We start from the raw sequence: 25,340 nt of genomic DNA, 5'->3' as shown, positions 1-25,340 counted from the left end.
AATACCCGACTCATTTGAGCGCGGGACCAAGGCACCGGATAGTCTGATAGGCGGCCCGAGTTCCACGCTTCCAGTTGCGCCCGGCCACAACGCCAGACCTTAACTTTTGTCAGACTCCTATCACCAAGGGAGACACCATGAGCCTTATCGTTCAGAAATTCGGCGGTTCGTCTGTTTCAGACGCCGAAGGTGTCAAACGGGTCGCCCAACGCGTCGTCGAAACCAAAAACCGAGGCAACGACGTCGTCGTCGTGGTCTCCGCCATGGGCGACACGACCGATGATCTCCTCGACCTCGCCAACGAAGTTTCGTCCAGGCCCGGCCCCAGCCGCGAACTAGACATGCTCCTCACCGCCGGCGAACGCATTTCCATGGCCGTGCTGGCCATGGCCGTCCACGAGCTCGGGGCACCGGCCCAGTCGTTCACCGGTTCTCAAGCCGGAATCATCACCGACGGCGTACACGGATCGGCCCGCCTCGTCGAGGTCCACCCGGACCGAATCCGGGACTCCCTTGAGGAGGGAAACATCGCCATCGTCGCCGGATTCCAAGGGATGAACCGTCAGACACGGGATATCACAACCTTGGGGCGTGGAGGCTCGGACACCACTGCCGTCGCCCTCGCATCCGCCCTCGGAGCCGACTATTGCGAGATCTATTCAGATGTCGACGGAGTCTTCACCGCTGATCCGCGGATTGTATCGACCGCGCACAAGCTCAACGGGGTCTCCAGCGAAGAGATGCTCGAAATGGCCGCCAACGGAGCCAAGATCCTTCACCTGCGTTGCGTCGAGTACGCTCGCCGATTCAAAATAAAATTGCACGTCCGCTCCTCGTTCAGCGACCTCGAAGGCACGTGGGTCATACCCACCGAATCGGATGCAGACGCCCCCGACCTGACTAAGGAGATCCCCTTGGAACAGCCCCTCATCTCCGGTGTGGCCCACGACCGAACCCAGGCGAAGGTCACCATCGTCGACGTCCCAGACGTGCCCGGTTACGCCGCCAAGATCTTCGGTTCCCTCAACGACGCCAAGATCAACCTGGACATGATCGTGCAGAACGTCTCGACACGTTCCGAAGCTCGCACCGACATTTCTTTCACCCTTCCCCAGGATCAGGGCGATACCGCGATCGAAGTTCTCAAGGGCGTTCAGGCCGAGATTGGGTTCGCGGACATCGAATACAACGACGCGATCGGCAAGCTCTCTCTCGTGGGAGCTGGGATGAAGTCCAACCCCGGCGTATCGTTCCATTTCTTCGACGCACTCTCCAGGGCCGGCGTGAACATCGACATGATCTCGACCTCAGAGATCCGCATTTCGGTGATCACCCGAGCGGACCTGCTCGACGACGCCGTACGCGCCGTCCACACCGCGTTCAGCCTCGACGCAGACGGCGAGGCCACGGTGTACGGAGGCACCGGCCGCTAACCGGTGAGTTTCACGTCTTCCACCACGCCGCATCCCGGCCCGGTTCACCTGACCGGGCCGGTTTGGCGTGACCTCGCCGAGGATCATCGAGAGCGCGCCGCGATCTACACCGAGCCGTTCCTCGAACGCCGTCATCACGGCCGGAAACACCCCGTGGAAGATTTCCTCTTCACGTACTACACGCTCAAACCTGGCCAGCTGACTCGCTGGCATCCCGGCCCCTGGGTCATACTCCTGGACGCCGCCGACCGTCTTGAATGGAAGTTCTACCGCCGCCCCAGTATCACGGAACTGCAAAAAACAGGGCTCTCCCCGGAAGAAGCACGGATCCAGCGTCCGACGGCGGCGACGGTCGATGTCGAGGCTTTCTTGGAAGCTCGCTCCACGGCTGTTGTATTCACACAGGAAATTCTCTCCCGTACGGTGTCCAAGCCCGGAAATTTCGGGTGCTTCGGCATGCATGAGTGGGCCATGGCCTATCGCTCCGAAGAAAACGATATCCGCCACGAGTACCTGGACCTTCGCCTGGGCGCGGACGGCACCGATTCCGTGGTCGAAACCCATCGCATCCACTGCACACACTTCGACGCCTTTCGGTTTTTCCAGCCGCAAGCCGTACCACGCAATGAAATACAGCCGACACGCGAGCAACAACGATCCCTGGAACAGCCAGGGTGTCTGCACGCCAACATGGACGTGTACAAGTGGGCTTACAAACTGCTCCCCTTCGTGGACTCCGCTCTCCTGATGGATTGCTTCGACCTCGCCTGGCAAGTCCGTGAAATGGACATGAGAGCAGCACCCTACGATCTGAAATCATGGGGGTACGAGCCCATTCCGGTCGAAACCGCACGAGGAAAAAAGCAATACGCGACACTCCAGAGAGAGTTCGCTGAGCGCTCAATAATCCTGCGACAGCGGCTCATGTCGACCTTGGATCGCGCAGACTCCACTTTGATGTCCTGAGGCCGCGGTTACCGTCCGCACACGGGTTCAGGGTTCAATGGCGCCGCTTCCCCGTTCCGTCTGTCACGGCCCGATGGCCCTTCGGATTCGATCGACCTGGCGTGCCCCGCGACACCCTCAGTCACAATCCTCACTTCCTGTGAAAACCTGGTGATGCTTCCGTAAATCCCCTCAAAACGCCCATCTGGAGCTCCCCCGTGAAGATCACCCGCCGGACCGCAGTCATCTCTTCATCGGCGCTGGTAGGGGCTGCCTTGCTTAGCGCCTGCAGCTCCCAGGACACCGAACCCGCGACCGACTCCTCCACCACATCGGCCCCCACATCGAATTCCCCCTCGGTCACACCGACCCAGCACAACATCACGTGGAAAGACAACACCGAGGTTTCACACTTGTTCTTCCACTCGCTGGTCGTGGATCCGAACCGAGCATTCGACGGCGACGATGAGGCAAACGGCTACCTGGATTACATGGTCACGATCAACGAATTCAGGAAGATCATCCAACAGGTCTACGACCGCAATTACGTCCTGGTCAGCCCCCACCAGCTCTACACAACCCGCCCCGGCGGCAGCGTCGAACTCAAACCCTTGGACCTTCCGGAAGGCAAGAAACCCCTGGTCCTGTCCTTCGACGACTTGTCCTACTACGAATACATGGACGGCGACGGATTCAGTGATCGACTGATCGTCCAGGACGGGAAAGTCCTCAACGAATACCGTGATGCTGACGGGAACAAAAAAATCGGCGCTTACGATCACCTGCCGATCGTCGAGGAATTCATCGAAGAACACCCCGACTTCTCCCACGACGGGGCCAAAGGCGTCATCGCAATCACCGGATACAACGGTGTACTCGGGTATCGGACCTCCGATATCTCCTACAAGGACGAGAACAAGAACATCGAAAAGGACAAGAAGACCGCAAAATCGGTCGCGGATGCCATCAAGAAAAACGGCTGGGAATTCGCAAGCCACTCGTGGGGGCACATCAACTTCACCAAATCTCCTCTATCGCACATCCAGGAGGACAACGAGAAGTGGCAAGCCGAGGTCGCACCGATCGTGGGCAATACCGATATGCTCATCTACCCCTTCGGGGCGGATATTTGCGGCATTGAGGAATACGGTAACGACAAGTTCCAATACCTCAAGGGCCAAGGATTCAATTCTTACTTCAATGTCGATGCCTCCACCCCGGCATGGGGGCAGGCCGGACCGAATTATCTTCGCGAAGCCCGGATCAATGTGGATGGGATTTCGCTCAAGCACGCGATCAAGGGAACATCCGATACGTTGCGCGAGTTCTTCGACCCGAATTCCGTCATCGACCCCGCACGCCCGAAATCAATCTCCGGAGCCTCCAGCTGACCTGGGCAGCCGACCAAGAGACTGCTGCCACTTGTCTTGGGCGGATCTAGGGAATGCGCGCCAGCGGGACACATTGAGAATACCGTCAGAGGCACAGGCAAGAATCCGCTCGAAAGCTCTGAAACAGAAGGACATTCTGCTCTAGATGCGGTCGAACGGATGAGGATCCGCCACTGTATTTGATCTCCGCCGGTATCGGGATCACGCCGATGGTGGCTTTCTGGGATCAGCGGGGTCTAGGAGCGCAGGTTTTGGGCATATGAGTCGATCTGTTGTTCGGCATCATCGTAAGCGGCCAGAACGTCTTCAAGCTCCACATCGGCAGGAAGTTGCGATGGGTCCTGGTGGGTCATCAGGAACTGCAGTACGGCTCGTGCCGTGACGTCGTCATCGGGCAGCATGCCGTTGGTCAGACGGGGCGCGGCGCCAATGTTGAGCGTGCATGAGGCCTCGCCGTCGAACGATTGCATGGTGGCCTGGTAAGCGCCGTCTCCTCGAGGCTCTATCCAGATCTCCTCAACTGACATGAGCTCATCTTCCGTCGTTCTCATCGAATCTGCTATCACTGTGTGGCTGCGGCCCGGATGGTTCCCGTCCCGGCAGGAGGGGTGAGACTGCCGCCGTGTCCGAGCTTGGCGGCTGACTGGTCAGTCGGAGAGAATCCGCGCCAGCACCGTCGCCTGGCTGTACTCGATGTCCTTGGTGGCAGTCAGTAGCGTCAGGCGTTTTCCTTTGACACTCTCGCGTAGGTTCTTGAGAGCCTGCTGGCCGATCTCGGTGGCCAGCTCATCGCGGTAGCGACGGGAGAATTCGTCAAACTTGTCCGGATCGTGCCCGTACCATTTGCGCAGTTCCGTGGAGGGGGCCACATCCTTATTCCAGTCATCGAGTTCGGCGTCCTCCTTGCGAATACCGCGCGGCCAGACTCTGTCGACGAGCACCCGCGTCCCATCATTGTGGCCAGATCGGTCATAGATGCGTTTGACGACAATGTTCATATCCCACGTATACACCGGATAGTCCGTACCGGTCGAGGCCCCTGACCGGGGCACCCCGCTTCCCTCCAGCCGGGACCATGATGTGACCTGACTGGTTAGGTGGCACCGATTTCGCGACGCTACACCTGGTATATCCCGAGTGTTCCGACGACGTGACTCGTTCAGGTCAGAGGGGACGTATGGCCCCGTCTGCTTCTGACGCACATGCAAACCAGCCCGCCACGGACGGATTACCGATGATCTGATAAGTTCTCCACCTGCTGGACGGAATGGACAGAGTCGGGTACCACTGAACTATGTACGCCCTAACCGTCAAGCCCGGTGAATCAGATTCAACCAGTGTCGAGGAAATACCCGAGCCACGTCCTGCTGATAACGAGTTATTGGTCCGTGGTCTCGCGATCGGTATCTGCGGGACTGACAAAGAGATCGCGGACGGGAAATATGGCTGGGCTCCTGATGGGGAGCAACATCTTGTTTTGGGTCACGAGTCACTGGGACGGGTAGAACAAGCACCCACCGGAAGCGGGTTTTCGGTGGGAGACCTTGTAGCCGGAGTCGTACGCCGCCCGGATCCGGTACCTTGTGGAGCTTGTGCACGCGGGCAATGGGATATGTGCCGCAACGGACGGTACACCGAGCGAGGGATTAAGCAACTCAATGGGTACGGAAGCCAACAGTGGACTGTAGAACCCGAGTTCGCGGTCCGTCTAGATCCGCGGCTGGGGCTAGCTGGGGTTCTGCTGGAACCAACAACAATTGTTGCCAAGGCCTGGGAACAAGTTGAGCGCATTGGCCAGCGCAGCTGGTTTGCCCCGCAGACGGTGTTGGTGACCGGGGCTGGTCCAGTGGGATTGTTGGCGGCGATGATCGGCGTTCAGCAAGGCTTGGATGTCCATGTTTTGGATCAACTCACGGAAGGACCGAAACCGGATCTCGTTCAGGCCCTTGGTGCGACTTACCACACCGGTAGTGTCACGGAGGTCGGCAAACACCATAAACCCGATGTGGTGATTGAAGCGACCGGAGCCGGGCAAGTCATTTTCGATGCCATCGCAGAAACCGGCCCGTACGGCATCGTCTGCCTGACAGGAGTTTCTGGAACGGGCACTCCATTGAAAATTGATGCTGGCCGCATCAACCGTGAGATCGTGTTGGACAACGATGCGATTGTCGGGTCTGTCAACGCCAACCTTGGTCACTACAAGCAGGCTGCCCAGATCCTCGCCAAGGCAGACTTAGGTTGGCTGGAGCGTCTTATCACCAGAAGAATTCCGCTCAAGAAGGCTCCCGAGGCCTTTACCTCTGGCGATCACGAGGTCAAGACCGTGGTTTTGCTCGATGAGGAGGGGTTGTGAGCGATAAACGTATCGAGGACTATGGACTGATCGGTGACCTGCACACCGCCGCCCTGGTAGGACTTGATGGTTCCATAGACTGGTTGTGCCTGCCTCATTTCGATGATCGGGCCTGCTTGGCCGCACTCTTAGACGACGAATCGGCAGGGTATTGGAGTCTTGCCCCGACCGGGCACGCGCGCCTGAGCAGACGTGATTACGATGCTCACAGTCTTGTGCTGCGCACACGCTGGGAATCTACAGATGGGATCGTAGATGTCATCGACTTCATGCCACCGCGAGACGAGGCCGCCAATGTAGTTCGTATTGTCGAAGGTGTCGAAGGACGCGTTCAGATGAGTACCTCGCTGTGTTTGCGGTTTGACTACGGCCGCATCACCCCGTGGATACACGCGGGCAACGACGCACCCGGAACCCCGTGCTCAGAAGAATTCGCGGCGGTTGCCGGGCCAGACGCAGTCTGGGTTCGCACGGATGTGCCGTTGCGCCACGAGGCCGGGACCCTGAATGCAACCTTCGATGTCTCATCAGGTAAGCAGATAGCCTTCGTTCTCACTCATAAGCCCTCCTATTTGCCTCCACCTGCTGCCATCAACGCCCGCCACGCGCTGAAGGAGACCACTCGTTTCTGGTCTCGGTGGATTGATCAGTGCACATACAACGGCCCCTGGAGCCGGGAGGTACATCGTTCGCTGATGCTGCTCAAGGCTCTGACCTACGCACCCACCGGCGGAATTGTTGCGGCGGTGACCACCTCGCTACCTGAACAGCTGGGAGGTAGTCGGAATTGGGACTACCGGTACGGCTGGCTCCGTGATGCGACATTTACCCTCGAGGCTTTGATCAACACGGGCTACACCGACGAGGCGCTGGCCTGGCGGGCATGGTTGGTTCGAGCAGTAGCCGGTGACCCGTCAAAACTGCAGATTATGTACGGGTTGGACGGAACCCAACGCATACCGGAAATGACATTGGACTGGCTCAACGGGTACCAGGGTTCACGACCGGTACGAGTCGGCAACGCAGCTGCGGGACAGCATCAGCTCGATGTGTGGGGAGAGACCCTCGATGGTCTACATCTCGCCCGCGAAGCGGGGCTTCAGGCCAACGATTCCGCCTGGGATCTACAACGTTCGCTCGTCGACTGGATTCAACAGCACTGGCAAGAACCCGACAATGGGCTCTGGGAGATGCGGGGGCCCAAGCAACATTTCGTTCATTCCAAAGTTATGGCTTGGGTCGGAGTCGACCGTGCCATTCGGGCCGTCGAACAGCAAGGACTGCCCGGAGACGTTGCCACCTGGAAACAGTTGGCGCAAGCCATTCATGCCGATATTTGCGCGCATGGCTTCGACCCGAAACGCAATACTTTCACCCAGTTCTACGGTTCCCACGGGCTCGATGCTTCCTTGTTGCTTCTGCCACGAGTTGGGTTCTTGCCCTGGGATGACCCTCGTATTATCGGAACGGTTGAAGCCGTGGCCCAAGAACTCGACAGCGATGGGTTTTTGCTTCGTTATGACAACACCGCGGATGGGAACGCCGATGGATTATCCGGCAGAGAAAATGCGTTCCTGGTCTGTAGCTTCTGGCTGGTAGATGCTTGGCACGGGATCGGTGAGCACCAGCGAGCCGAGCATCTGTTCGAACGTCTTCTGGCATTGCGCAACGACCTGGGACTGTTATCGGAAGAATACGACACCCAAGCACATCGGCACATGGGAAATACCCCGCAAGCGTTTAGTCTTGTCGGGCTGATCAACAGCGCCCAGACTCTAAGCGGCCAGAGCGATCCTCTCATTACTCGAGAGGCATCCCGTTAACGACCATGGTGCCTTGAGAAAGCCCAGGACGTGGCTCCACAGATCATCAAGATGAAAACCGACTGTGCGGGGTCCCACCCGACCGGAGTGAACCTGTTGAGTCAGTGCCCCGCAAGCCGGGACACATCTCGCCACCATAGGGCCCCTCGAGCGCAATCGCTCGAGAGGCCCTATAAAAACATCACGCGATTTATTGACTAATGGAAGTTCGGCATCACTTCGTCTATAAACAGTTGCAGAGAACGCTTCTTGTCCTCATGGGGCATTGAGTTATCCGTCCAGAAGCTGTATTCGTCGTAGCCCATATCTTCATAGGAACGAATCCGTCCTGTGATCTCATCAGGCGTACCAATCATCGCAGTATGATGAAGGGCCTCTGGGTCGAACTCAGGACGCTCGGCGAAATCTTCCTCTGGCATTGGTTCCAGGAATCCGTTCACCGGATCCTTTTTCCCGAAAGACCAGGCGGAAAATGTCCGGTAAAACCGGTTGACCGCTTCCGCGGCCGGCCGCCATCCATCGGGTTCCTCGGAGGGGTGGACGTAGGTGTGCTTGAGCACCATGATTTCCGGCTTCTTCTCCACCTCGGGGTGATTGGCTACTGCAGCGTCGAACTTGTCCTTGAGGTCTTTGACTTCTTCATCCCCCTTCATCAAGGGGGTGACTTGGATATTGCAGCCGTTGGCCACAGCGAAGTCGTGTGTCTCAGGGCTGCGCGCAGCGACCCAGATCGGAGGAGTGGGCTTCTGAACAGGTTTCGGAACGCTGGTCGAGACTGGGAACTGCCATAGTTCGCCGTCATGGACATAGTCGCCCTCCCAGAGTTTACGCACCGCCGGAACAAGCTCACGAAGATATTTACCCCCTTCTGCCCCGGCCATACCGCCAGCTAAACGGTTGAACTCGAACTGGTAGGCCCCACGGGCGATCCCGATCTCAGCTCGCCCGCCGCTGATGACATCAAGCAGAGCGGTTTCCCCAGCAGCCCGAATGGGATTCCAGAAGGGAGCAACGATGGTCCCAGCTCCAAGTCGAATTTTCGAAGTCTTTGCGGCCAGGTATGCCAGTTGGGGCATCGGGCTGGGTGAGATGGTGTATTCCGTGGAATGGTGTTCTCCGATCCATACAGTTTCGAATCCTCCCTCCTCGGCGATTCGCACCAGTTCCACCAAGTTCTTCCAGTGTTCTTCGTGGCTCAGCGATTCGTCCCACCGCTCCATATGGATGAACAGCGAAAAACGCATCTTTCTCCTCCTCTTCTTCTCGGTTCCAGGAACGTCACTGTTCCTGGACATCAGCGATTCTTGGTCTCGACTTCGGCAGGCGATACCGTCAGGTCGGTGCTTGCCGTCCGTTCCGCGATAGTTTGGTTGTTGCGAGACCAGAGCTCGTGGGACACCTCGCGAACAATGACGGTGATGTTTTCCGGCGCGGCGCCGACTGTTGACTCAGCAACGCGGTGCACACCTTCCATCAGTTCCCGCAGTTGTTTCCGACTGCGCCCTTCGGCGATGGAAATATCGATCAGCGGCATTCCTTTACCCCCTCATCACGAACGGGTCCGCGACAGGGCCCTCATCGGTGTTGATCCAGATACTCTTCAGCCGGGTGTATTCATTCATCGATTCGAGACCGTGCTCGACTCCGACGCCAGATTGTTTGAATCCTTCTCGGGGAGACATCGGTGACATGGCCCTGTAGGTGTTCAGCCAAACTGTTCCGGCATCGAGTCTTTGCGACATCCGCATTGCTCGTTGCAGGTTCGAGGTCCACACCCCTGCGGCCAGCCCGTAGTCGGTGTCATTAGCAAGACGCAGGGCCTCTTCCTCGGTCTCAAAAGGCATGATCGCCGCGACTGGGCCAAAGATTTCCTCACGGCAGATCCGCATGTCGTTTGTTGCACCGGTGAGAACCGTCGGAGTAATGAAGTAACCGGGCAGGTCCACCTCGGGGTCTTGGCCACCGTAATGAACTGTGGCCCCTTCATCCGACCCGATATCGATATATGAACGCACCTTCTTGAGCTGATCCTCAAAGGCCAACGGCCCCAATTCGGTTTCATCTTCTAAAGGATCACCGATTTTGATTGTTGATGCCCGTTCGGTGACGCGTTCGACCAACTCGTCGTAGATGCTTCTGTGCGCAAGAACCCGGCTACCAGCGATACAGGTCTGGCCCCCGGCGGCAAATATCCCGGCGATCACACCCATGGCAGCATTAGAAACATCGGCGTCCTCAAAGACAATATTGGGACTCTTCCCGCCCAGCTCCAGTGTGCAGCCGATAAATCGAGCTGCAGCCGACGAAGCGATCGCAGAGCCAGTCCGGGTGGAGCCCGTAAAAGAGATTTTGGCCAGCCTTGGATCATTCACCAGTGCGGCTCCGGCTTCCGCGCCGAAACCTGTTACGACGTTGACGGCCCCGGCGGGGAAACCCGCTTCGTCGGCCAGTTCACCTAGTCGCAGGATGGTTCTAGACGTGTGCTCGCTGGGCTTGATCACCAGCGTGTTTCCAGCGGCCAGCGCCGGAGCCAACTTGGAGACCGTAAGAGTCAGCGGCGAGTTCCAGGGCGTGATTGCTCCCACGACCCCCAGCGGCTCCCGCTGTGTGAAGTTCAATACTTCAGGAGAATTGGTCGGGATCTGAGAACCCTGAACCTTATCGGCCAGGCCGCCGTAGTAGTACAGGTACTCCGGTAAGCTTCTGAGCTGGCCACGCATCTCGCGGTACAGCTTGCCGTTATCTACGCTCTCCAACCGGGCCAGCTCATCAGCGTGTTCGCCGATCACATCGCCCAATCGTCGCAAGAGGTGCCCCCGCTGAGTGGGGGTTTTCCGAGTCCATTCAGGGGAGTTAAACGTTTTGTGGGCTGCCTCTACAGCGGCTCGGACATCGGCCTCGTCGCCGCGTGCTGCCTCGTAGAGTGTTTCCAGGGTTGCGGGGTTGGTACTGGGAAACCATGTCCCGCTGGATGGAGAGTGGTGTTCTCCCCCGATAAAGTGATCGAGACGCTCAGCCATGATGAGCTCCTTCCGCTTCGTTGATGAAATCGTTTAATTCCGCGACAAGTTCTTCAGGGGCCTCCGCGGGAAGCATGTGTCGGACTCCGGCAACGATGCGACGCCGGGCATCGGGTACGACTTCTGCCAACCGGGTGGTCATTTCCGGGGTGGAACCGGTGTCTAGCTCCCCGGTGATAGCCAGAGTGGGCACGGTAATTTTGGGCAGTTCTGGTGCGACGCTTCGGTCCCCACCGGCAAAAACGGCGTATGCATGAAGATAGGACTCGACGTCATTTGCCATCAGCACTTTGAAGGTCCTGTCCCGGCGCAGAGAGCTGATCTCGGTATTGCCCGGAAACCAACGTTGGACCGCTTGTTCCATGCTGGCCCGGAAGTCGTTCCGAGCTGTAGTGAGTCTGTTCTGGACTGCAGCCGCCTCCCCCTGGGTCCTGGAACAAACCGCACTCACGCAGGTCAGTGTCACCAGGCGTTCAGGGTCTCGTGCTGCGATCAACTGGGCGATCAGCGCCCCCAAGGAAAAACCGACGAGGTGGACCGGCTCGTCGGGCATACGTTCAAGAACGTCATCGGCCAGCTCTGCCAACGTCATTGATGACCTCAACGGTGGCTGAGCCCCGTGACCTGGAAGGTCAAGCGCCAAAGTCGGGCGTCTACCCATCTGTTCTTCAACGGCGGACCAGACTGTCCGGTCAAGGCCCACTCCGTGCAGGAGAACCACCGAGGTGCCGTTAGCGGGCTCAGCCATCCGGATCACTGCTCGGATTTCAGTGGCGCCAGTCGTTGCTGCGGGCGTCCTTGGGCAGCACCGGCCAACGCGATCAAGATTTCATCCGGGTGCGGAGCATCCGCGATGCGTACCTCGGTCGTCTGGTGATGCGACCGAATGCTGGCGTCAGTGAAGTGCTTCAGGGGGATATCGAAGACGGCCCCGGAAGGGGCTCGTTTTTCGACTGCGGGCAGCAAGGTGCTCGCTTGAGCAGCATCGCGAAAATGATTGCCGAACTGCAAAGTATGGATCAGGGCCGACCCGTGTTCGATCTCGCCGTTGAGCCCCACGATGGCAGCTTTGCCATAAGCCTCCAGATCTGCACCGAGTGCCTTCATCACTCGCGGTGCCAATTCCGCTCCGAGATCGGAAGCGACAGCTTCGATCCCGTCGGTAAGGTCTTCGACGAATCCCTGACCTTTCCATGGGTTTTCGATAACTGCAGCGACCACGGCCAGACGAGCCGGAGGATCGACAGTTCGTCCTCCCTCACTGGTGATCTCTTCGGTGATAGTAGTGATTTTTCGAATGTTCATGGCAGGATTCCTTTCAGAATTTCGGCGGTAATCGGACGATCAGTTTGCCGGTCGCCCAGGCGCGGGAACGGGCGCGGGCCATTGGCCGCTGCAGCAATGACGCAAATTTCATCTGCCCGAGGAGCGTCAGGCAGGTGGATTTCCATCGTCTGATAGTGGTTCCTGGACGTCGCCCGAGTCTTGTGCCACAAGGGAACCCGCAGATCAGAACCTGGGGCAGAACGTCCGTCGGTGAAACAAAGTACCGAGGTACCCTGTAACAATTCGCGGACAATGTTGCCGAAGTACGGAGTATGAATCAGCGCTCCTGCATGCTCGAGCTCGCCATCGATTCCCACCAGAGCGGCTTTACCGAAGGCTTCAATGGTTTCGACGTCGCCCAACGATGAGATGAGCTGGTCCGTGAGTATCTTGCCCAAGACAGGCGCGATGAACTCCGACGCTGCTCCGAGATCGTTTTGGGTCCCTTGTTCGAGCCACGGGTTTTTCACGACCGCGATCGCCGCGGCCTGACTCAAGGGGCGTTGAAGGGGACTTCCGGCTTCGAGACGCAATTCATCGCAAACGGTCGTGAGCGAGCGGAGACCGATCCGAGTCGCTACCTCCCCACCAATAGCTGTCGGTGCCGTGTTAACAGCCATGGCGGCTACTCCTGACGGTAGGCGAGTGTTCTTCCGTGTTGTCCAAGGCACCAGCTTCGGTGAGACGCGGGTAGTCCGTCGGAGCCAACGCTGCTTGGCTCGAAGCACGAACGTGATTGCGCATGGTGAACTCTGCGTCCAAAGCGTCTTTGCGGTTGATGGCCTCGACCACGGCATGGTGCTCATTATCGGAAGCTTTGAGCCGACCGGGCCGAGTCACCGTGTCAACAACAATGCGGTGGTATGCCAACTGGTTCATCAGTCGCTCGTAGGTCTCGTACAACTTCCGGTTATCGGCACCACGTACCAGAGTCCAATGGAATTCGTGGACTAGCTCTGCATACGATTGGCTGTTTCCTTCAGACGCGGCCACGTCTGAGGCCTCTAGGTTGCGTTCAAGTGTCTCGAGCTCAGGGACCCGGCCGCGTCGAGCCATGAGACTGGCAGCTAACCCTTCCAGGGACTCCTTGAGTTCGAATAGTTCAACGATCTCCCGACGCGTCGGTTCTCGCACGAACGTCCCTACGCGGGGCCGAATCTCCACCAGCCCTTCGTTCTGCAACTGCTTGAGGACTTCGCGGATGGGGGTGCGACTGACCCCAAATTCTTCCGCCAGCACGATTTCGGGGATGAGGTCTCCAGGCCCATAACGTCCGTTGATAACTTGACGACGTACCTTCTCCAGCAGAGGGACCTCAACACCTGTGCTTTGCGTTGGGTTTTCCATGGCTTCTTGCATACATGAAATCTATGACTTGCGTTACGTTGCTGTCAAGGGGAAGCAATGTACCGTGATATTCCGCCTTTTTACCCTTGGTTAACCCATCCGAGTTTTTATTCTCTGGGCTACTGGCATGCAACAGGTGATAATCCTCTAGCTTTAGGGTTTATCAGCCTCGGCAAGGTAGCTCATCGTGGCGTCATCAGGTTCACCCGCAGACGGAGGCACCCATAGCGACGCGAGATTACCCTTCTCTGGTCGAACACCCAGTCGCCGACGAGCTGACTCGGCATTAATGCTTGTCTCGTCAGCGGGCCGGACATGTTTCCGCGAAAGGATTCAGTCGGCTCTTCCTGCACTTCGGCAAGTGACGTACGGATTCACCCTGCACATGGAATCTCTTGCCCGCCCTGGGCAAGTATTTGCCCTTCACGGGTGGTCCCCGCGCAGAGCGTGGGAATGATCTTCTGTCCCCTTGTCGGGACCTGCACAGCTGGCCGCGATTTTGGCTCCTTATCCCAACTCTGAGGCTTTGACGATGCGGCACATCGGTGACAGTAGACCGAGGATCGCTAGCGTCTGGTCTTGAACCTCGTCGCTGACTGCTGCGCACGCATCGGAGACCACCGTGACGGAACGACCGGCGTCGACCGCTGCGATGGCCGTTGCCAGCACGCAACAATCGGTCGCGACTCCGGTGAGCAGCATTTCGTGGCCTTCTGGAATGAGCCGAGCCAGTTCAGGCCCCCATTTTCCAAAGGTGGGTTTGTCAATGACAGAGGCATTGTCCGGCAGGCTGAGGGTGATCTCCCATTGGTTATCGTCGGGCGCGAGCCTCATCTGGTGCCAGTAATCGTAGTAGTTATGCCATGTGCCGCGTTCGGCTGGATCGCGGATGAATCGAGTGGCAATCGGTGGTGTTGAAGTGGACTCGATCAGGTCACTGATGACGGGAACGATATTGTCATAGCGCGGAATGCGCCACTGGGTCTCGTCGCGGAAGGCCCGCTGCATGTCGATGATGACAAGTCTCGGCGATAATTTGAGCATGTCAGTTTGTCGTTACTCGTTCCGTCTCCGGCTGTTCTCTCTCTGACCTGACGGCGGTACGTGGCGTGATACGCCGCCCCGATAGCCGCGGCAACGGGTAGGTGAGGAAATAAATGACGATGGCGATCGCGGCTCCGACGTAATAGGTCACGTCACCGATTTGCGGGAATGCCGATGCCACAGGCCCTGTGTAAAGGGAGGATATCCAGAAAGGCGATGATCCTATGACGCCGACCGCCCAGGCTACGAAACCCCATTCGAATTTGCGGGACCTATCAAATAGCTCGGCGATACCCTGTTTGCTGGCCCGTTTGCCGAAGTAGAAGTCGCACATCAGGAGCGCGGCGAAAGGCGCGATGAAATACGCGGTCAGGTTGAGGAAGACTTTGAAGCTGTCGTAAAAGCTGGTCTGACCCCATAACGCGACAAGGTAGGCGGCAACGCAGATGAGTACAACACCGGTCTGGCGTTTAATGGGAATGCCCAAGGTTTGGATCGAGATTGCGCCGCCGTACACATTGAGGAAATTCTGCGAGAACGAGGAGAGCGCAATTGCCCCAAGCCCCGGCAAGGCCCACGGCCCCATCAGAGAGTGCAGTGCCGTGATTGGATCTTCGGATGTCGCCGAGCCAGCAAGGATGACTCCGAGGATGCCCATCCAAGCAATGGTCACGAAACTGCCCAACGCGGTGAAGATACCTGCACCGCGGCGCGTCTCCTTCGTATTTGGCAGATAGCGAGAGTAGTCCGAAGCGAAAGGGAACCAGGCGATGAGAAATGACAGGAAAAAACCGAAGAATATGATCCAGCTACCGCTGCCGGCGAATCCTGGAGCTTCCGGGTTCGTGTGAAGTTGTGTTCCTCCACGTTGCAGGCTGACGATGCTGATGACGAGGAAAGCAAAGAACAGCACGATGGCTAGGATGCGCTGAAGATAGTGGATGAGGTTGTAGCCTACGAACCCGACAGCGAGCTGCAGGACAACAAGGATGAGCGCTGAGGCCCAGAACGGAACATTGGTCAGCTCGGCGATCGCCTTGCCGCCGAGGATGATCGTCGTGGCGGCCCAGCCTATGCCGGCGAAGACGTTAATGTAGGCGACCGGGAACATATTGCCGATGAAACCGAGCGTGCCGCGGGCTTGCATTTGCTGCGGTATCCCGAGGCGGACCCCCATTTTGGAGAGGATTCCCATCAACATGGATCCGACGAAAGCGGCGATGAGGATCGCGGTGATTGAGGCGCTCGTAGACAGGCCCAGACTGCTTGCACTGAATCCAAGAACAATGATGGGGAAGTTCATACCGGCGGCGAACCAGATGAAAAACTGGGAACTGGGCTTTCCGTGCCGTTCGGCCTCGGGAATGTGTTCGATGCCGTACGGTTCAACTTTGGTCAGGCTGTCTCGATATCCCTGGTCGGGGGCCGTGCCGTTTTCATCGATGCGCGCCATTGCGTATCCTTTCAGGTCATTATGGAGACGTCTCGCCGTCGTGTTTAAAGGGCATGAAGGTCGGCGCCGTCGTAAAATCGGCCCGCCTTGTAAACCATTGGTTCAGAGTCAGTTACTTCTGCGTGTCGCACGCGGCAGATGAACATCGTGTGGGTCTTGGCCTGGAAGCGCTCTTTGATCTCGGCTTCAAGTGCAGCGGATGAACCGTCGATAAGTGGCGAACCATGAGGGCCCTCGTGCCAGGTGACGCCCGCGAATTTGTCGACGCCTTTTGACGCAAACGTTGCCAGTGTTTCGCTCTGATCGTTGGCGATGATATTGATGCCGAGATGAGAGGACTTGAACAGGTCCGGATGCGTCGAAGATGTCTTCTGGACACATACGAGAACCAGCGGGGGCTCGAACGAAATCGAGCAATAGGCGTTGCAGGCAAGGCCTTTCGCCATATCCCCGGAGCCGGTGGTTACGACCGTCACGCCCGTTATGAATTTCCGGTTGAATCCTTTGACGGCTTCGTGGTCGGGGTCCTCGGCCATGGTGTCGACCACAATTTCGGAATGGGACGGTTCGTGAGCAGCAGAAAGTTGCTTGATCCCGGTATCAGCCAACAACCCTGCGCGGTCCCATGTCACGGTCTCGTGGGTGACAAGGTCGCTCTCGATTTCGAGAATATTGGATCCTCGCGTTACGACGGGAAGATTCGTGGAGGGGGCGTCGAGGCTATCACCCGTATGTGTGCCCCTTGATGTCCAGAAGATGACGGCTTTGCAGTCATTGGCTATGAACTCGTCGATTGTGGTGGTCAGGTCCGGGAAAGCTGCTCGTACGCTACGGATCTCGTCTTTGAGCCCATCCATTGTCATGGATGTGTCGCTCGAGGTGCTGGAGCGTCTGTAGTCGGGCGCCATGATGTCATCGAGGCGGTCTACTTCTCCACGGTCCCATGCCGCTTCCCACGCTTTGCAGATTGCTTCTTGTATCTCCTGTTGCATGGTAGAGACTGTAATCGGGGTCACCAATAGGAGTCAACACCTTGTGCAGAACGGCTTTATTCCCACTATTTCAGGGGTGATGGGAATTTTTAGCCATGACCGTTGATGTCTTGTTGTACACAACATGAGGTTTCATGTATGAATGAACGGTCCGGTCCTCAGTCGTCGAATGACCGCAGTCCGACCATTCCTCGACCGGATCTGTGGCCCCCGGCGCGCCGAGGCCCGCGAGCCTGGCGACACAGACACTGTCCCCCTCCCAGCGGCCGTATTCATTGCCCTGCACCTGGCTCTACTCGTTCTCAATTACGGACAGAGGCCAATTCTCGACACTCTTGCGGTGACGGGCTTTTCACGGAACCGACTGGCATCCACAAGATTTCATCAGCTTGGACCATGCGGAGGCACGCCTCCTGACGCCGGGAATATTGGGTTCTCTCCGATCCATGCCCCACACGCACAACTCCCCGAAACGCCTTGGCGCTTGCGGCAGGATTTCATACCCCAATCTCCTACGAGCGCGGGAGCCGCGGGACATGTGAGATCAAAATGGTCAGTGAGATTGTCGACCACCGGGATGGCATTCTTTCGGACGACGAACGGGAAGAACCGGGTTTTTGCTTTTCCCGTCTCAACCGGCCCCAGTGCAACGAACTGATCATTATGCCGGTCGACAACGGTCCGGACGCAACCGCCCCTTTCACCAGTTAGACTGGGGAGGCAAGCTCGCGGAGCGTCCGGGATGTTAGCGTCCGACGTGAGACGGCACCGGTTTCCGCGCGCCTGAATACCCCTAACCGCGTACAGGAGCGACGGATGCCCCGGATCATTGTTGATGTCATGCCCAAGCCAGAAATTCTCGACCCTCAGGGCAAGGCTATCGCCCGCGAACTGCCCCACATCGGACTGAGCAGCTTCGCCGAGGTTCGGCAGGGCAAGAGATTCGAACTGACCGTCGAGGGCGACATCACCGAGCGTCACCTCGAGGAAGCTCGACAAGCCGGGGAAGAGCTCCTCTCCAACCCGGTGATCGAGGACGTCGTCAACGTTTCCATCGCGGAGGACTGACCATGCCCGAATCGCTGTCTTCCACAGAAGTACCTTTGATCGCCGATCTCTCTTCCGAGGTTTCGGACGATCGTCTCGCGAACGCTCGCGTCGGCGTCGTCACCTTTCCCGGGACCCTCGATGATCGCGATGCCGCCCGCGCCGTGAAACTCGCGGGTGGAACGCCGATTCCGCTCTGGTACAAGGACTCGGACCTGCAATCCGTGGACGCCGTGATCATCCCCGGCGGCTTCTCCTACGGTGACTACCTCCGCGCGGGGTCAATCGCCGCCAAGGCTCCCTTGATGCGTGAGGTTTACCGAGCCGCAACCGCCGGGGGCACCTCGGGTTCCTCCCCGCTGCCCGTGCTGGGCATCTGCAACGGTTTCCAAATCCTCACCGAGATGCATCTGTTGCCCGGATCGATGATCAAGAACGATCATCTCAAGTTCATCTGCAAGGACCAAAGGCTCCGTATCGAGTCCACGTCTACCCCGTGGACCGCCGAGCTGGAACAAGGCAGCGAAATCGTGGTTCCGCTCAAGAACCAGGACGGCCAATACGTCGCCGACGCGCAAACGCTTCGCCTTCTCGAGGAAGAGAATCGTGTGGTCTTCCGCTACGTCGACGGCAATCCGAACGGTTCACGCCAGGACATCGCGGGGGTTGCCAATGAACACGGCAACGTCGTCGGCCTCATGCCCCACCCGGAGCACGCCGTGGAACCGGGCTTCGGCCCGTCATCGTCCGGAACGGATGAGGTGGCGATGCGATACGGCTCGGACGGACTCCATCTGTTCACTTCTCTTCTGCGCCAGATCGTCGCCGCATAATCTCCCGAGCCGACACAAGGATTCACATTCACATGAACGAACAGCAGTTCAACCTGGACACCGTCGAGCATGCACAGTCCACCCCGGAGACTATTCTTCCCTGGGCCGAGCTCGGTCTGAAAGAAAACGAGTTCGACGACATCAAGAAGATCCTCGGGCGCCGTCCCACGGCCGCCGAGTTGGCCATGTACTCGGTCATGTGGTCCGAGCACTGCTCCTACAAATCGTCCAAGGTGCACCTCAAGCAATTCGGCGCCAAAGTCACCGAAGAAATGAAGAAGGACCTCATGGTCGGTATCGGCGAGAACGCCGGCGTAACCGACATCGGCAACGGGTGGGCGGTAACCTTCAAGATCGAGTCCCACAACCACCCCTCCTATGTTGAGCCTTACCAAGGAGCCGCCACCGGAGTCGGCGGCATCGTTCGCGACATCATCTCGATGGGTGCCCGCCCGGTCGCCGTCATGGACCCGTTGCGCTTCGGAGCCATCGACCACCCGGACACCCAACGCGTAGTGCACGGCGTCGTCGCGGGCGTCGGCGGATACGGCAATTCCTTGGGCCTGCCGAATATCGGCGGCGAGGTCGAGTTCGACCCCTGCTACCAAGCCAACCCGCTCGTCAACGCGTTGGCCGTAGGCGTGATGAAGCATGAGGACATTCGGCTCGCGAACGCTTCCGGAGTGGGCAATAAGGTCATCCTGTTCGGTGCGCGAACAGGCGGTGACGGCATCGGCGGTGCGTCGGTTTTGGCTTCGGAATCCTTCGATGACGCCAAGCCGTCCAAGCGACCGGCCGTGCAGGTCGGAGACCCCTTCGCGGAGAAGGTTCTCATCGAGTGCTGTCTGGAACTGTTCAAGGACTCGGTCGTCGAGGGGATCCAGGATCTCGGCGCGGCAGGGATATCCTGCGCGACGTCGGAGCTCGCCTCCAACGGCGAGGGCGGTATGCACGTAGACCTGACCAAGGTTCTGCTGCGAGACAGTACTCTGACTCCCGGCGAGATCCTGATGTCGGAATCCCAGGAACGCATGATGGCCGTCGTGACCCCGACGAATATGGCCCGCTTCGAAGAAATCATGGACAAGTGGGACGTCGAGTACTCGGTGCTCGGTGAGGTCACCGACTCGGGCCGCCTGGTCATCGAGTGGAACGGCGAGGTCATCGTGGATGTCGATCCGCGGACCGTGGCCCATGAGGGCCCCACGTACGAACGCCCTTATGAGCGCCCTTCATGGCAGGACGAGACCCAAGGCGACCACTTCGTCGCTTCTGAGGCCGGCTCGGATCGTCCCTCGGGTCCGGCTCTGGGCCAGGCCGTCATCGATCTCATGGCCTCGCCCAATCTGTGCTCCAAGGAATGGGTCACCAACCAGTACGACCGCTACGTCCAGGGCAACACCGCGCTCTCCCAGCCGGACGATGCCGGCGTGATTCGCATTGACGAGGAAACGGGACTGGGCGTCGCCCTGGCCACGGACGCAAATCCGCGATACACGTATCTGGACCCGTATGAGGGTGCCAAGGCCTCCTTGGCGGAGGCTTACCGCAACGTGGCGACCGCAGGCGCCAGACCCGTTGCCGTATCCGACTGCCTCAACTTCGGTTCCCCTGAGGACCCGGCCATCATGTGGCAGTTCGCTGAGGCCGTACGCGGTCTGGCGGACGGTTGCATGGAGCTGGGCGTCCCTGTGACCGGAGGAAACGTCTCGCTGTACAACCAGACCGGCGGCCGCGCGATCAACCCCACCCCCGTCGTCGCGATGATGGGCGTCATGGACGATGTAGCTCGCCGCACCCCGTCGGGCTGGGCACCGACCGAGGACGGCAATGCGATCTACATGCTCGGAACCACCTATGAAGAGCTGGATGGCTCGGAATGGGCTCGGTTGAAGGGACACCTCGGTGGCCGGCCTCCCCGCGTTGACCTGGCACAGGAGAAACTCTTGGGGGACATGCTCGTGAACATGTCCCGCGATGGCATGATCGATGCCGCACACGATCTCTCCCAAGGTGGGTTGGCAGCCGCCTTGGCTGACTCGTGCCTTCGTTTCGGCGTAGGCGCAAGGATCGGATTGGGCGAGATCGCCGAACGCGACGGCGTGGACGAATTCACGATGTTGTTCTCGGAATCCCAAGGACGCGCGATCTGCTCCGTGCCCCGCACGGAGGAAGTCCGATTCAAGGACATGTGTACCGCACGCCGTTACGCGTTCGCGCGCATCGGTGTCGTGGACGCCGTCAACGATGCCTTGGATTTGCAGGGCATCGCCAGCGTCGGGCTTCCCGAACTCCGCCAGGCATGGTCCGACACTTTGCCAGAGTACTTCGGCTAAGCACCCCGGTAAGGCATTGCGGCATGGCCCTGTCGAACATCCCGTGTTCGGCAGGGCCATGGCGCTTGTCTGGGCTACGATCGGTCACAGCGTGTTGACGAGGATTGTTGCGATCACGATCGATCCGGCACTGACGCTGGTGAAACCGCCGATCAACATAGGCGGAAGAATCCGATCCTGGACCGCCTTCTGCAATTCAGGATCCTCCGAAGAGGACCGGGCGACCTCGGTCGTAATGAGGTAGTCCGCGGGAAAGCCGAACATCGCAGTGAGTGCCACGGGCATGCCCAAACGTATGTCCCAGCCCAGGAGCTTCGTCGCTATCGCGCCTCCTACCACGATGCCGATCATTCCGACCAGAAGAATCAATACGACAGCTCCGAGAGACGTCACGATCTGCGATAGCGAGGCGCTCATCAACGGCGCCGCAACGATGACGATGATCGCGACCATGCCCAGTGAGAACGCGTTGGCCTTCTCCAGTGAAGCCCGCGGCAAGACTCCCGACCACACGCACAAGATCCCGAGTCCCAGGCCCCAGAGGCTGTAGGAAACACCCGTGATTCCTTGCATGTACATGGCCAGTGCGCCACCAGCGACCACCATGAAGAGCAGGACGATCTGGTTTTCGCGCACGGAAGCCGGCAGCCTGACCAGCGTCTTACGGTTTGCCTCGGCTTGTGCCTCGGGAGACAGCTGAATCGCTCCGGTATCGGGATCCCGGGTGACTTTGACCTCGCCGCTTTCGATCAGACGACGAGCGTGCCCTTTCAGGAAGAAAGCCGTCAGGGGCATTGCGGGCAAGGCTTGGAGCATCAGAACCAGGGGTGGGATGGCCGCCAAGGTGGTCATCCCGGCGGATGTAAGCCCCTCGGTCGTCAGCAATGTCGAGACGATTCCGCCCACCAGAGGCCCTGTCCCGGCAACAGCCGTGCCATACCCAAAGAGCAGTCCCACGACCAGCAGAATCAACCCTGTTGCGCACGCCATACCCGCTACGGAGATGATGATGGGACGCCACTGCTGTTTCAAGGACGCGATGGGAAGCAAGGTTCCCATGTGAACCATGATCGCGGGTTGCAAAATCGTTCCCATGCCGACGAATAGCGAAGCTTCGGCGATTTGGACGGGAAATAAGCCAGTCTGGGTCAGCGCGGCCATTGCAATCATGGCGACGAGGAGTGCGGGTATGCGAGCCCGAGTCGCGGCCGAGATCAACTCGCCCAAGGCGACGCAGGCCAGGAGAACCACGGCGGCGTACATAGTGTCCATGGGTTTTTCCGATCTGTCATGAGCTGTGAAGGGATTGCTGAATCGAACGGAACGGCGACGGATGTTATCTACATCACCTTCTGGCGCGGTATGCCCGACACTAACACCTCCTCGTTTCACACAGATGACGGGTCGTCGGAATTACAGGCAGGTCTACTCCGACCACAGGGGACACGCCCGTAAACTAATGAATGCACGTTGTGAACCACGAGGAGATCGATGCCAACTCGCACCAAGGATGCCCAGCCGCGACTCTCGCGCGTCGACGACGCCGAGCTCGCGAACACGGGCTTATCCGCCGAGGAGGTCCTCGAACGCACCGAGCTCGGCCTGACGAATCATCAGCCCAACACCACTTCGCGAAGTGTGTGGGCCATCGTCCGCACTCACCTGTTCACGCTGTTCAATCTCGTGCTGGGCATGTGCGCGGCCGTCATCATCATCCTGGGACGCTGGCTCGATCTCCTCTTCTCCCTTGCGGCCCTGGCCAACATCATCATCGGATTCGTTCAGGAGTTCTCGGCCAAACGCCAACTCGACAAGATTGCTTTGCTCCGCCAGGATCCCGCCCGCGTCCTGCGCAATGGTGCGGTTTCCCAGATCAAACTCGAGGAGATAGTTCTCGACGACGTCCTCCTCCTCTCCCGTGGCGACCAGGTTCCTGCCGACGCCGAGGTTCTGACCGCGGACGGTTTGGATCTGGACGAATCACTCCTGACTGGCGAGAACGATCCGGTCGTCAAAAAACCGGGCGATAAAGTCTATTCCGCCTCGTCCGTGGTCGGGGGCTCCGGGCGGGTCCGCGTGACGGCGGTCGGCGAGCGCTCGCACGCGTCACGGCTAGCCAAGGAGGCGCGGCAGTTCGCGCCGATCAATTCCGAGTTGCGCGCCGCAACCGAGCGAGTCGTCAAATGGATCTCGATCGCGTTGATCCCGATCATCCTGGTGGTGCTCAACGGCCAGATGCAAGCGGTCGGCGGCTGGCACCGCGCTCTCTCGACCGGCAGCTGGGAGGACGCTCTCGTCGTTGCGGTCTCGTCGGTTGCCTCGATGGTCCCCCAGGGCCTGGCGCTCATGACCACGATTTCCTTCGCCGTTGCGGCGGTCAAGCTTGCCGCCGACGAGGTCCTCATCCAGGAGCAGCCCGCAGTGGAAGTACTTGCCCGGGTGGACACGGTGTGTTTCGACAAGACCGGAACCCTTACCGAGGGTGGAGTTACTTTCGACCGAGCATATCCCCTGGGTTCGGCCGCTGATCTTGAGGAGCAAGCCCGCGCGGCCCTGGCCTGGTTCGGCCATGATGAAAATGCCAACCCGACCGCGGCCGCTCTCGGGGAAAGTTTCGACTCCGTTCCGCAGCACGAGCCGAGCGGAGTGCTGGGTTTTTCCTCGGCCAACCGCTTCTCCGGCGTGGAATTCGCGGATTCAGGGGCCTGGCTGCTCGGTGCCCCCGAGGTTCTCATCTCCCCCGGTGAAACGCGGGATCGCGCCACGCAGCTCGCATCCGAGGGGCTCCGGACCATGGTCCTGGCCCGTGCCGACGCGCTGACCAGGGACGACGATGCCCGGCCGGTACAGAAGCTGCCCGACCATTGGGATCCTGTCGCGCTGTTGACGTTTCGGGAACAGGTCCGCTCGGACGCCAAGGAGACCCTTTCCTATTTCACCGGCCAGGGAATCGATCTGAAGGTCTTCTCGGGGGACAACCCCGCAACCGTCGCCGCCGCGGCACGGTTGGCCGGCATGAACGTCGAAAAAGGCGCGATCGACGCCTCGGATCTTCCCGACGACGGACCGGCCCTCGCCCAAGCGGCCCTCACCCACCACGTGTTCGGCCGGGTATCTCCTCATCAAAAGAAGAACATGGTGGTAGGGCTTCGGGAACATGGCCGCGTCGTCGCGATGACCGGGGACGGGATCAACGATGCGCTGGCACTCAAACACGCCGATCTCGGCATCGCGATGGGCAACGCCGCCCCCGCGACGAAGGCCGTTTCCCGGTTGGTCCTCCTGGACGGAAAATTCTCCCGGCTGCCTTCAGTGCTCGCTGAAGGCCGAAAGATCATTGCGAATATCGAGAGAGTGACCAACCTTTTCCTGACCAAGACGAGCTTCGCAGTCATGATGGGTGTGGTCCTCGGGTTGCTGGCGTGGAAATTCCCCTTCCTGCCCCGGCAGTATTCGACGGCGGACCTGCTCATCATCGGTGGACCTTCCTTCATCCTGACTATGTTGCCGAATAATCGCCGTTACGTCGGAGGGTTTTTGCGCCGGGCGCTGCATTTTGCGCTACCCAGCGCCGTGGTGGTCACACTGTGCATTGTGGCCGTGAATTTCTATTCGAAGTACGTGGATCCCAGCGGGATGCAGGTCCAGCAACAGATCCAGACGGCGAACTTCATCGTCCTGGTCCTCGTCGGTTTGTGGATCCTCTGTGTCGGCTCTCGTCCCCTGACGCCTGCGCGGTGGGCGCTACTGATCAGCATGTACGTCGCTTTGGTCCTGGTCTTGGTCATTCCGTGGTCGCTCATGTACCACGAGTTCCAGGTGCCCGAAGCGAACCTGCTGTGGGCTTCTTTCTCCATCGCGGTGGTCGGCAGCGGACTCGTCGAGCTGAATTACTGGTTGCATCGACGGTGGATGCGGAGGCACCAGTCCGAGGCATTCCGCGCGGGGGTCTTATCGGGCGAGGTCTAAAAGGCCGCGCACCGCACGTTATAAC

At 59.1% G+C, this 25,340-nt stretch carries 22 protein-coding genes; 9 read left to right on the top strand and 13 right to left on the bottom strand.

The genetic code is table 11. The features are described from left to right. Positions 1 to 137 precede the first annotated feature (137 nt). From sake_RS02050 to sake_RS02040, 3 genes are all read left to right on the top strand, one after another. Positions 138 to 1,433 (top strand): aspartate kinase, encoded by a 1,296-nt coding sequence (locus tag sake_RS02050; RefSeq protein WP_129358681.1) that lies wholly within the window; start codon positions 138 to 140, stop codon positions 1,431 to 1,433. 3 nt (positions 1,434 to 1,436) lie between these two features. Further along, the gene (locus tag sake_RS02045) at positions 1,437 to 2,399 is read left to right on the top strand and encodes a 3-methyladenine DNA glycosylase (RefSeq protein ID WP_371811912.1); all 963 of its coding nucleotides are present in this window, start codon (positions 1,437 to 1,439) and stop codon (positions 2,397 to 2,399) included. Between the two features lie 197 nt (positions 2,400 to 2,596). Beyond that, positions 2,597 to 3,769 carry a polysaccharide deacetylase family protein gene (locus sake_RS02040; protein ID WP_178945350.1) on the top strand — a complete coding sequence of 391 codons (1,173 nt, stop codon included), beginning with the start codon at positions 2,597 to 2,599 and terminating at the stop codon, positions 3,767 to 3,769. Positions 3,770 to 4,005: 236 nt separating this feature from the next. Here sake_RS02040 and sake_RS02035 read toward each other — a convergent pair whose 3' ends face one another. Both sake_RS02035 and sake_RS02030 read right to left on the bottom strand, forming a co-directional pair. Beyond that, positions 4,006 to 4,296, bottom strand: a complete 291-nt coding sequence (locus sake_RS02035; protein ID WP_178945349.1) for a hypothetical protein — start codon at positions 4,294 to 4,296, stop codon at positions 4,006 to 4,008. Between the two features lie 120 nt (positions 4,297 to 4,416). Next, positions 4,417 to 4,767, bottom strand: a complete 351-nt coding sequence (locus tag sake_RS02030) for a DUF488 domain-containing protein (RefSeq protein WP_178945348.1) — start codon at positions 4,765 to 4,767, stop codon at positions 4,417 to 4,419. A 296-nt stretch (positions 4,768 to 5,063) separates the two neighbouring features. On the opposite strand from sake_RS02030, the gene sake_RS02025 reads away from it, so the two are divergent. Further along, positions 5,064 to 6,125, top strand: a complete 1,062-nt coding sequence (locus sake_RS02025; RefSeq protein ID WP_129358672.1) for a glucose 1-dehydrogenase — start codon at positions 5,064 to 5,066, stop codon at positions 6,123 to 6,125. Continuing rightward, positions 6,122 to 7,948: a glycoside hydrolase family 15 protein gene (locus sake_RS02020; protein ID WP_178945347.1), complete on the top strand. Its 1,827-nt coding sequence runs from the start codon at positions 6,122 to 6,124 to the stop codon at positions 7,946 to 7,948. Before sake_RS02025 ends, sake_RS02020 begins: the two co-directional genes overlap by 4 nt. A 197-nt stretch (positions 7,949 to 8,145) precedes the next feature. Here the strand turns inward: sake_RS02020 and sake_RS02015 are convergent, their stop codons facing one another. From sake_RS02015 to sake_RS01970, 10 genes are all read right to left on the bottom strand, one after another. Beyond that, a complete protein-coding gene (locus tag sake_RS02015; protein WP_178945346.1) occupies positions 8,146 to 9,192 on the bottom strand; it encodes an LLM class flavin-dependent oxidoreductase in 1,047 nt (348 codons plus the stop codon). Positions 9,193 to 9,242: 50 nt separating this feature from the next. Further along, positions 9,243 to 9,482 (bottom strand): tautomerase family protein, encoded by a 240-nt coding sequence (locus tag sake_RS02010; RefSeq protein ID WP_129358666.1) that lies wholly within the window; start codon positions 9,480 to 9,482, stop codon positions 9,243 to 9,245. Between the two features lie 4 nt (positions 9,483 to 9,486). Beyond that, a complete protein-coding gene (locus sake_RS02005; protein ID WP_129358664.1) occupies positions 9,487 to 10,968 on the bottom strand; it encodes an aldehyde dehydrogenase in 1,482 nt (493 codons plus the stop codon). Continuing rightward, on the bottom strand, positions 10,961 to 11,716 hold the full coding sequence (locus sake_RS02000; protein WP_129358662.1) for an alpha/beta fold hydrolase: 756 nt from the start codon (positions 11,714 to 11,716) through the stop codon (positions 10,961 to 10,963). The genes sake_RS02005 and sake_RS02000 overlap by 8 nt, the downstream gene beginning before the upstream one ends. Positions 11,717 to 11,721: 5 nt before the next feature. Continuing rightward, positions 11,722 to 12,273, bottom strand: a complete 552-nt coding sequence (locus tag sake_RS01995) for an amino acid synthesis family protein (protein WP_129358660.1) — start codon at positions 12,271 to 12,273, stop codon at positions 11,722 to 11,724. After that, entirely contained in the window at positions 12,270 to 12,914 is a 645-nt protein-coding gene (locus sake_RS01990) for an amino acid synthesis family protein (RefSeq protein WP_129358658.1), read from the bottom strand. Before sake_RS01990 ends, sake_RS01995 begins: the two co-directional genes overlap by 4 nt. After that, the gene (locus sake_RS01985; RefSeq protein WP_129358656.1) at positions 12,904 to 13,653 is read right to left on the bottom strand and encodes a GntR family transcriptional regulator; all 750 of its coding nucleotides are present in this window, start codon (positions 13,651 to 13,653) and stop codon (positions 12,904 to 12,906) included. The genes sake_RS01990 and sake_RS01985 overlap by 11 nt, the downstream gene beginning before the upstream one ends. A 495-nt stretch (positions 13,654 to 14,148) precedes the next feature. Further along, entirely contained in the window at positions 14,149 to 14,685 is a 537-nt protein-coding gene (locus sake_RS01980; protein ID WP_129358654.1) for a cysteine hydrolase family protein, read from the bottom strand. Position 14,686: 1 nt separating this feature from the next. After that, complete coding sequence (locus sake_RS01975) at positions 14,687 to 16,138, bottom strand: cytosine permease (RefSeq protein WP_178945345.1); 1,452 nt, start codon at positions 16,136 to 16,138, stop codon at positions 14,687 to 14,689. 44 nt (positions 16,139 to 16,182) lie between these two features. Continuing rightward, a complete protein-coding gene (locus sake_RS01970) occupies positions 16,183 to 17,130 on the bottom strand; it encodes a flavin reductase (protein WP_129358650.1) in 948 nt (315 codons plus the stop codon). Between the two features lie 816 nt (positions 17,131 to 17,946). On the opposite strand from sake_RS01970, the gene purS reads away from it, so the two are divergent. From purS to purL, 3 genes are read left to right on the top strand one after another with little or no spacing between them, the layout of a single operon-like run. Beyond that, positions 17,947 to 18,198, top strand: coding sequence for a phosphoribosylformylglycinamidine synthase subunit PurS (gene purS, locus sake_RS01965; protein WP_129358648.1), 252 nt, complete (start codon positions 17,947 to 17,949; stop codon positions 18,196 to 18,198). A gap of 2 nt (positions 18,199 to 18,200) precedes the next feature. After that, positions 18,201 to 19,010, top strand: coding sequence for a phosphoribosylformylglycinamidine synthase subunit PurQ (gene purQ / locus sake_RS01960; protein ID WP_129358646.1), 810 nt, complete (start codon positions 18,201 to 18,203; stop codon positions 19,008 to 19,010). Between the two features lie 32 nt (positions 19,011 to 19,042). Then, complete coding sequence (gene purL / locus sake_RS01955; RefSeq protein ID WP_178945344.1) at positions 19,043 to 21,346, top strand: phosphoribosylformylglycinamidine synthase subunit PurL; 2,304 nt, start codon at positions 19,043 to 19,045, stop codon at positions 21,344 to 21,346. Between the two features lie 84 nt (positions 21,347 to 21,430). Here purL and sake_RS01950 read toward each other — a convergent pair whose 3' ends face one another. Beyond that, the gene (locus sake_RS01950) at positions 21,431 to 22,618 is read right to left on the bottom strand and encodes a hypothetical protein (protein WP_129358642.1); all 1,188 of its coding nucleotides are present in this window, start codon (positions 22,616 to 22,618) and stop codon (positions 21,431 to 21,433) included. 219 nt (positions 22,619 to 22,837) lie between these two features. Between sake_RS01950 and sake_RS01945 the strand changes: the two genes are divergently transcribed. Beyond that, entirely contained in the window at positions 22,838 to 25,315 is a 2,478-nt protein-coding gene (locus sake_RS01945; RefSeq protein WP_178945343.1) for an HAD-IC family P-type ATPase, read from the top strand. The last annotated feature ends 25 nt before the right edge of the window (positions 25,316 to 25,340 follow it).

Source organism: Kocuria sp. TGY1127_2 (assembly GCF_013394385.1).
Classification (GTDB): Bacteria; Actinomycetota; Actinomycetes; order Actinomycetales; family Micrococcaceae; genus Rothia.
The sequence above is the reverse complement of the archived record's forward strand: the minus strand, read 5'-3'. Positions and strand labels throughout refer to the sequence as shown.

What these genes read in the sequence shown, in the direction of transcription:
- purL (WP_178945344.1), top strand. Translation starts at nt 19,043, where the DNA reads ATGAACGAACAGCAGTTCAACCTGGACACCGTCGAGCATGCACAGTCC.
- sake_RS02015 (WP_178945346.1), bottom strand. Translation starts at nt 9,192, where the DNA reads ATGCGTTTTTCGCTGTTCATCCATATGGAGCGGTGGGACGAATCGCTG.
- sake_RS02030 (WP_178945348.1), bottom strand. Translation starts at nt 4,767, where the DNA reads ATGAACATTGTCGTCAAACGCATCTATGACCGATCTGGCCACAATGAT.
- sake_RS02005 (WP_129358664.1), bottom strand. Translation starts at nt 10,968, where the DNA reads ATGGCTGAGCGTCTCGATCACTTTATCGGGGGAGAACACCACTCTCCA.
- sake_RS01985 (WP_129358656.1), bottom strand. Translation starts at nt 13,653, where the DNA reads ATGCAAGAAGCCATGGAAAACCCAACGCAAAGCACAGGTGTTGAGGTC.
- sake_RS02035 (WP_178945349.1), bottom strand. Translation starts at nt 4,296, where the DNA reads ATGTCAGTTGAGGAGATCTGGATAGAGCCTCGAGGAGACGGCGCTTAC.
- sake_RS02000 (WP_129358662.1), bottom strand. Translation starts at nt 11,716, where the DNA reads ATGGCTGAGCCCGCTAACGGCACCTCGGTGGTTCTCCTGCACGGAGTG.
- sake_RS01945 (WP_178945343.1), top strand. Translation starts at nt 22,838, where the DNA reads ATGCCAACTCGCACCAAGGATGCCCAGCCGCGACTCTCGCGCGTCGAC.
- sake_RS02010 (WP_129358666.1), bottom strand. Translation starts at nt 9,482, where the DNA reads ATGCCGCTGATCGATATTTCCATCGCCGAAGGGCGCAGTCGGAAACAA.
- purQ (WP_129358646.1), top strand. Translation starts at nt 18,201, where the DNA reads ATGCCCGAATCGCTGTCTTCCACAGAAGTACCTTTGATCGCCGATCTC.
- sake_RS02025 (WP_129358672.1), top strand. Translation starts at nt 5,064, where the DNA reads ATGTACGCCCTAACCGTCAAGCCCGGTGAATCAGATTCAACCAGTGTC.
- purS (WP_129358648.1), top strand. Translation starts at nt 17,947, where the DNA reads ATGCCCCGGATCATTGTTGATGTCATGCCCAAGCCAGAAATTCTCGAC.
- sake_RS01950 (WP_129358642.1), bottom strand. Translation starts at nt 22,618, where the DNA reads ATGGACACTATGTACGCCGCCGTGGTTCTCCTGGCCTGCGTCGCCTTG.
- sake_RS02050 (WP_129358681.1), top strand. Translation starts at nt 138, where the DNA reads ATGAGCCTTATCGTTCAGAAATTCGGCGGTTCGTCTGTTTCAGACGCC.
- sake_RS01975 (WP_178945345.1), bottom strand. Translation starts at nt 16,138, where the DNA reads ATGGCGCGCATCGATGAAAACGGCACGGCCCCCGACCAGGGATATCGA.
- sake_RS01980 (WP_129358654.1), bottom strand. Translation starts at nt 14,685, where the DNA reads ATGCTCAAATTATCGCCGAGACTTGTCATCATCGACATGCAGCGGGCC.
- sake_RS01970 (WP_129358650.1), bottom strand. Translation starts at nt 17,130, where the DNA reads ATGCAACAGGAGATACAAGAAGCAATCTGCAAAGCGTGGGAAGCGGCA.
- sake_RS01990 (WP_129358658.1), bottom strand. Translation starts at nt 12,914, where the DNA reads ATGGCTGTTAACACGGCACCGACAGCTATTGGTGGGGAGGTAGCGACT.
- sake_RS01995 (WP_129358660.1), bottom strand. Translation starts at nt 12,273, where the DNA reads ATGAACATTCGAAAAATCACTACTATCACCGAAGAGATCACCAGTGAG.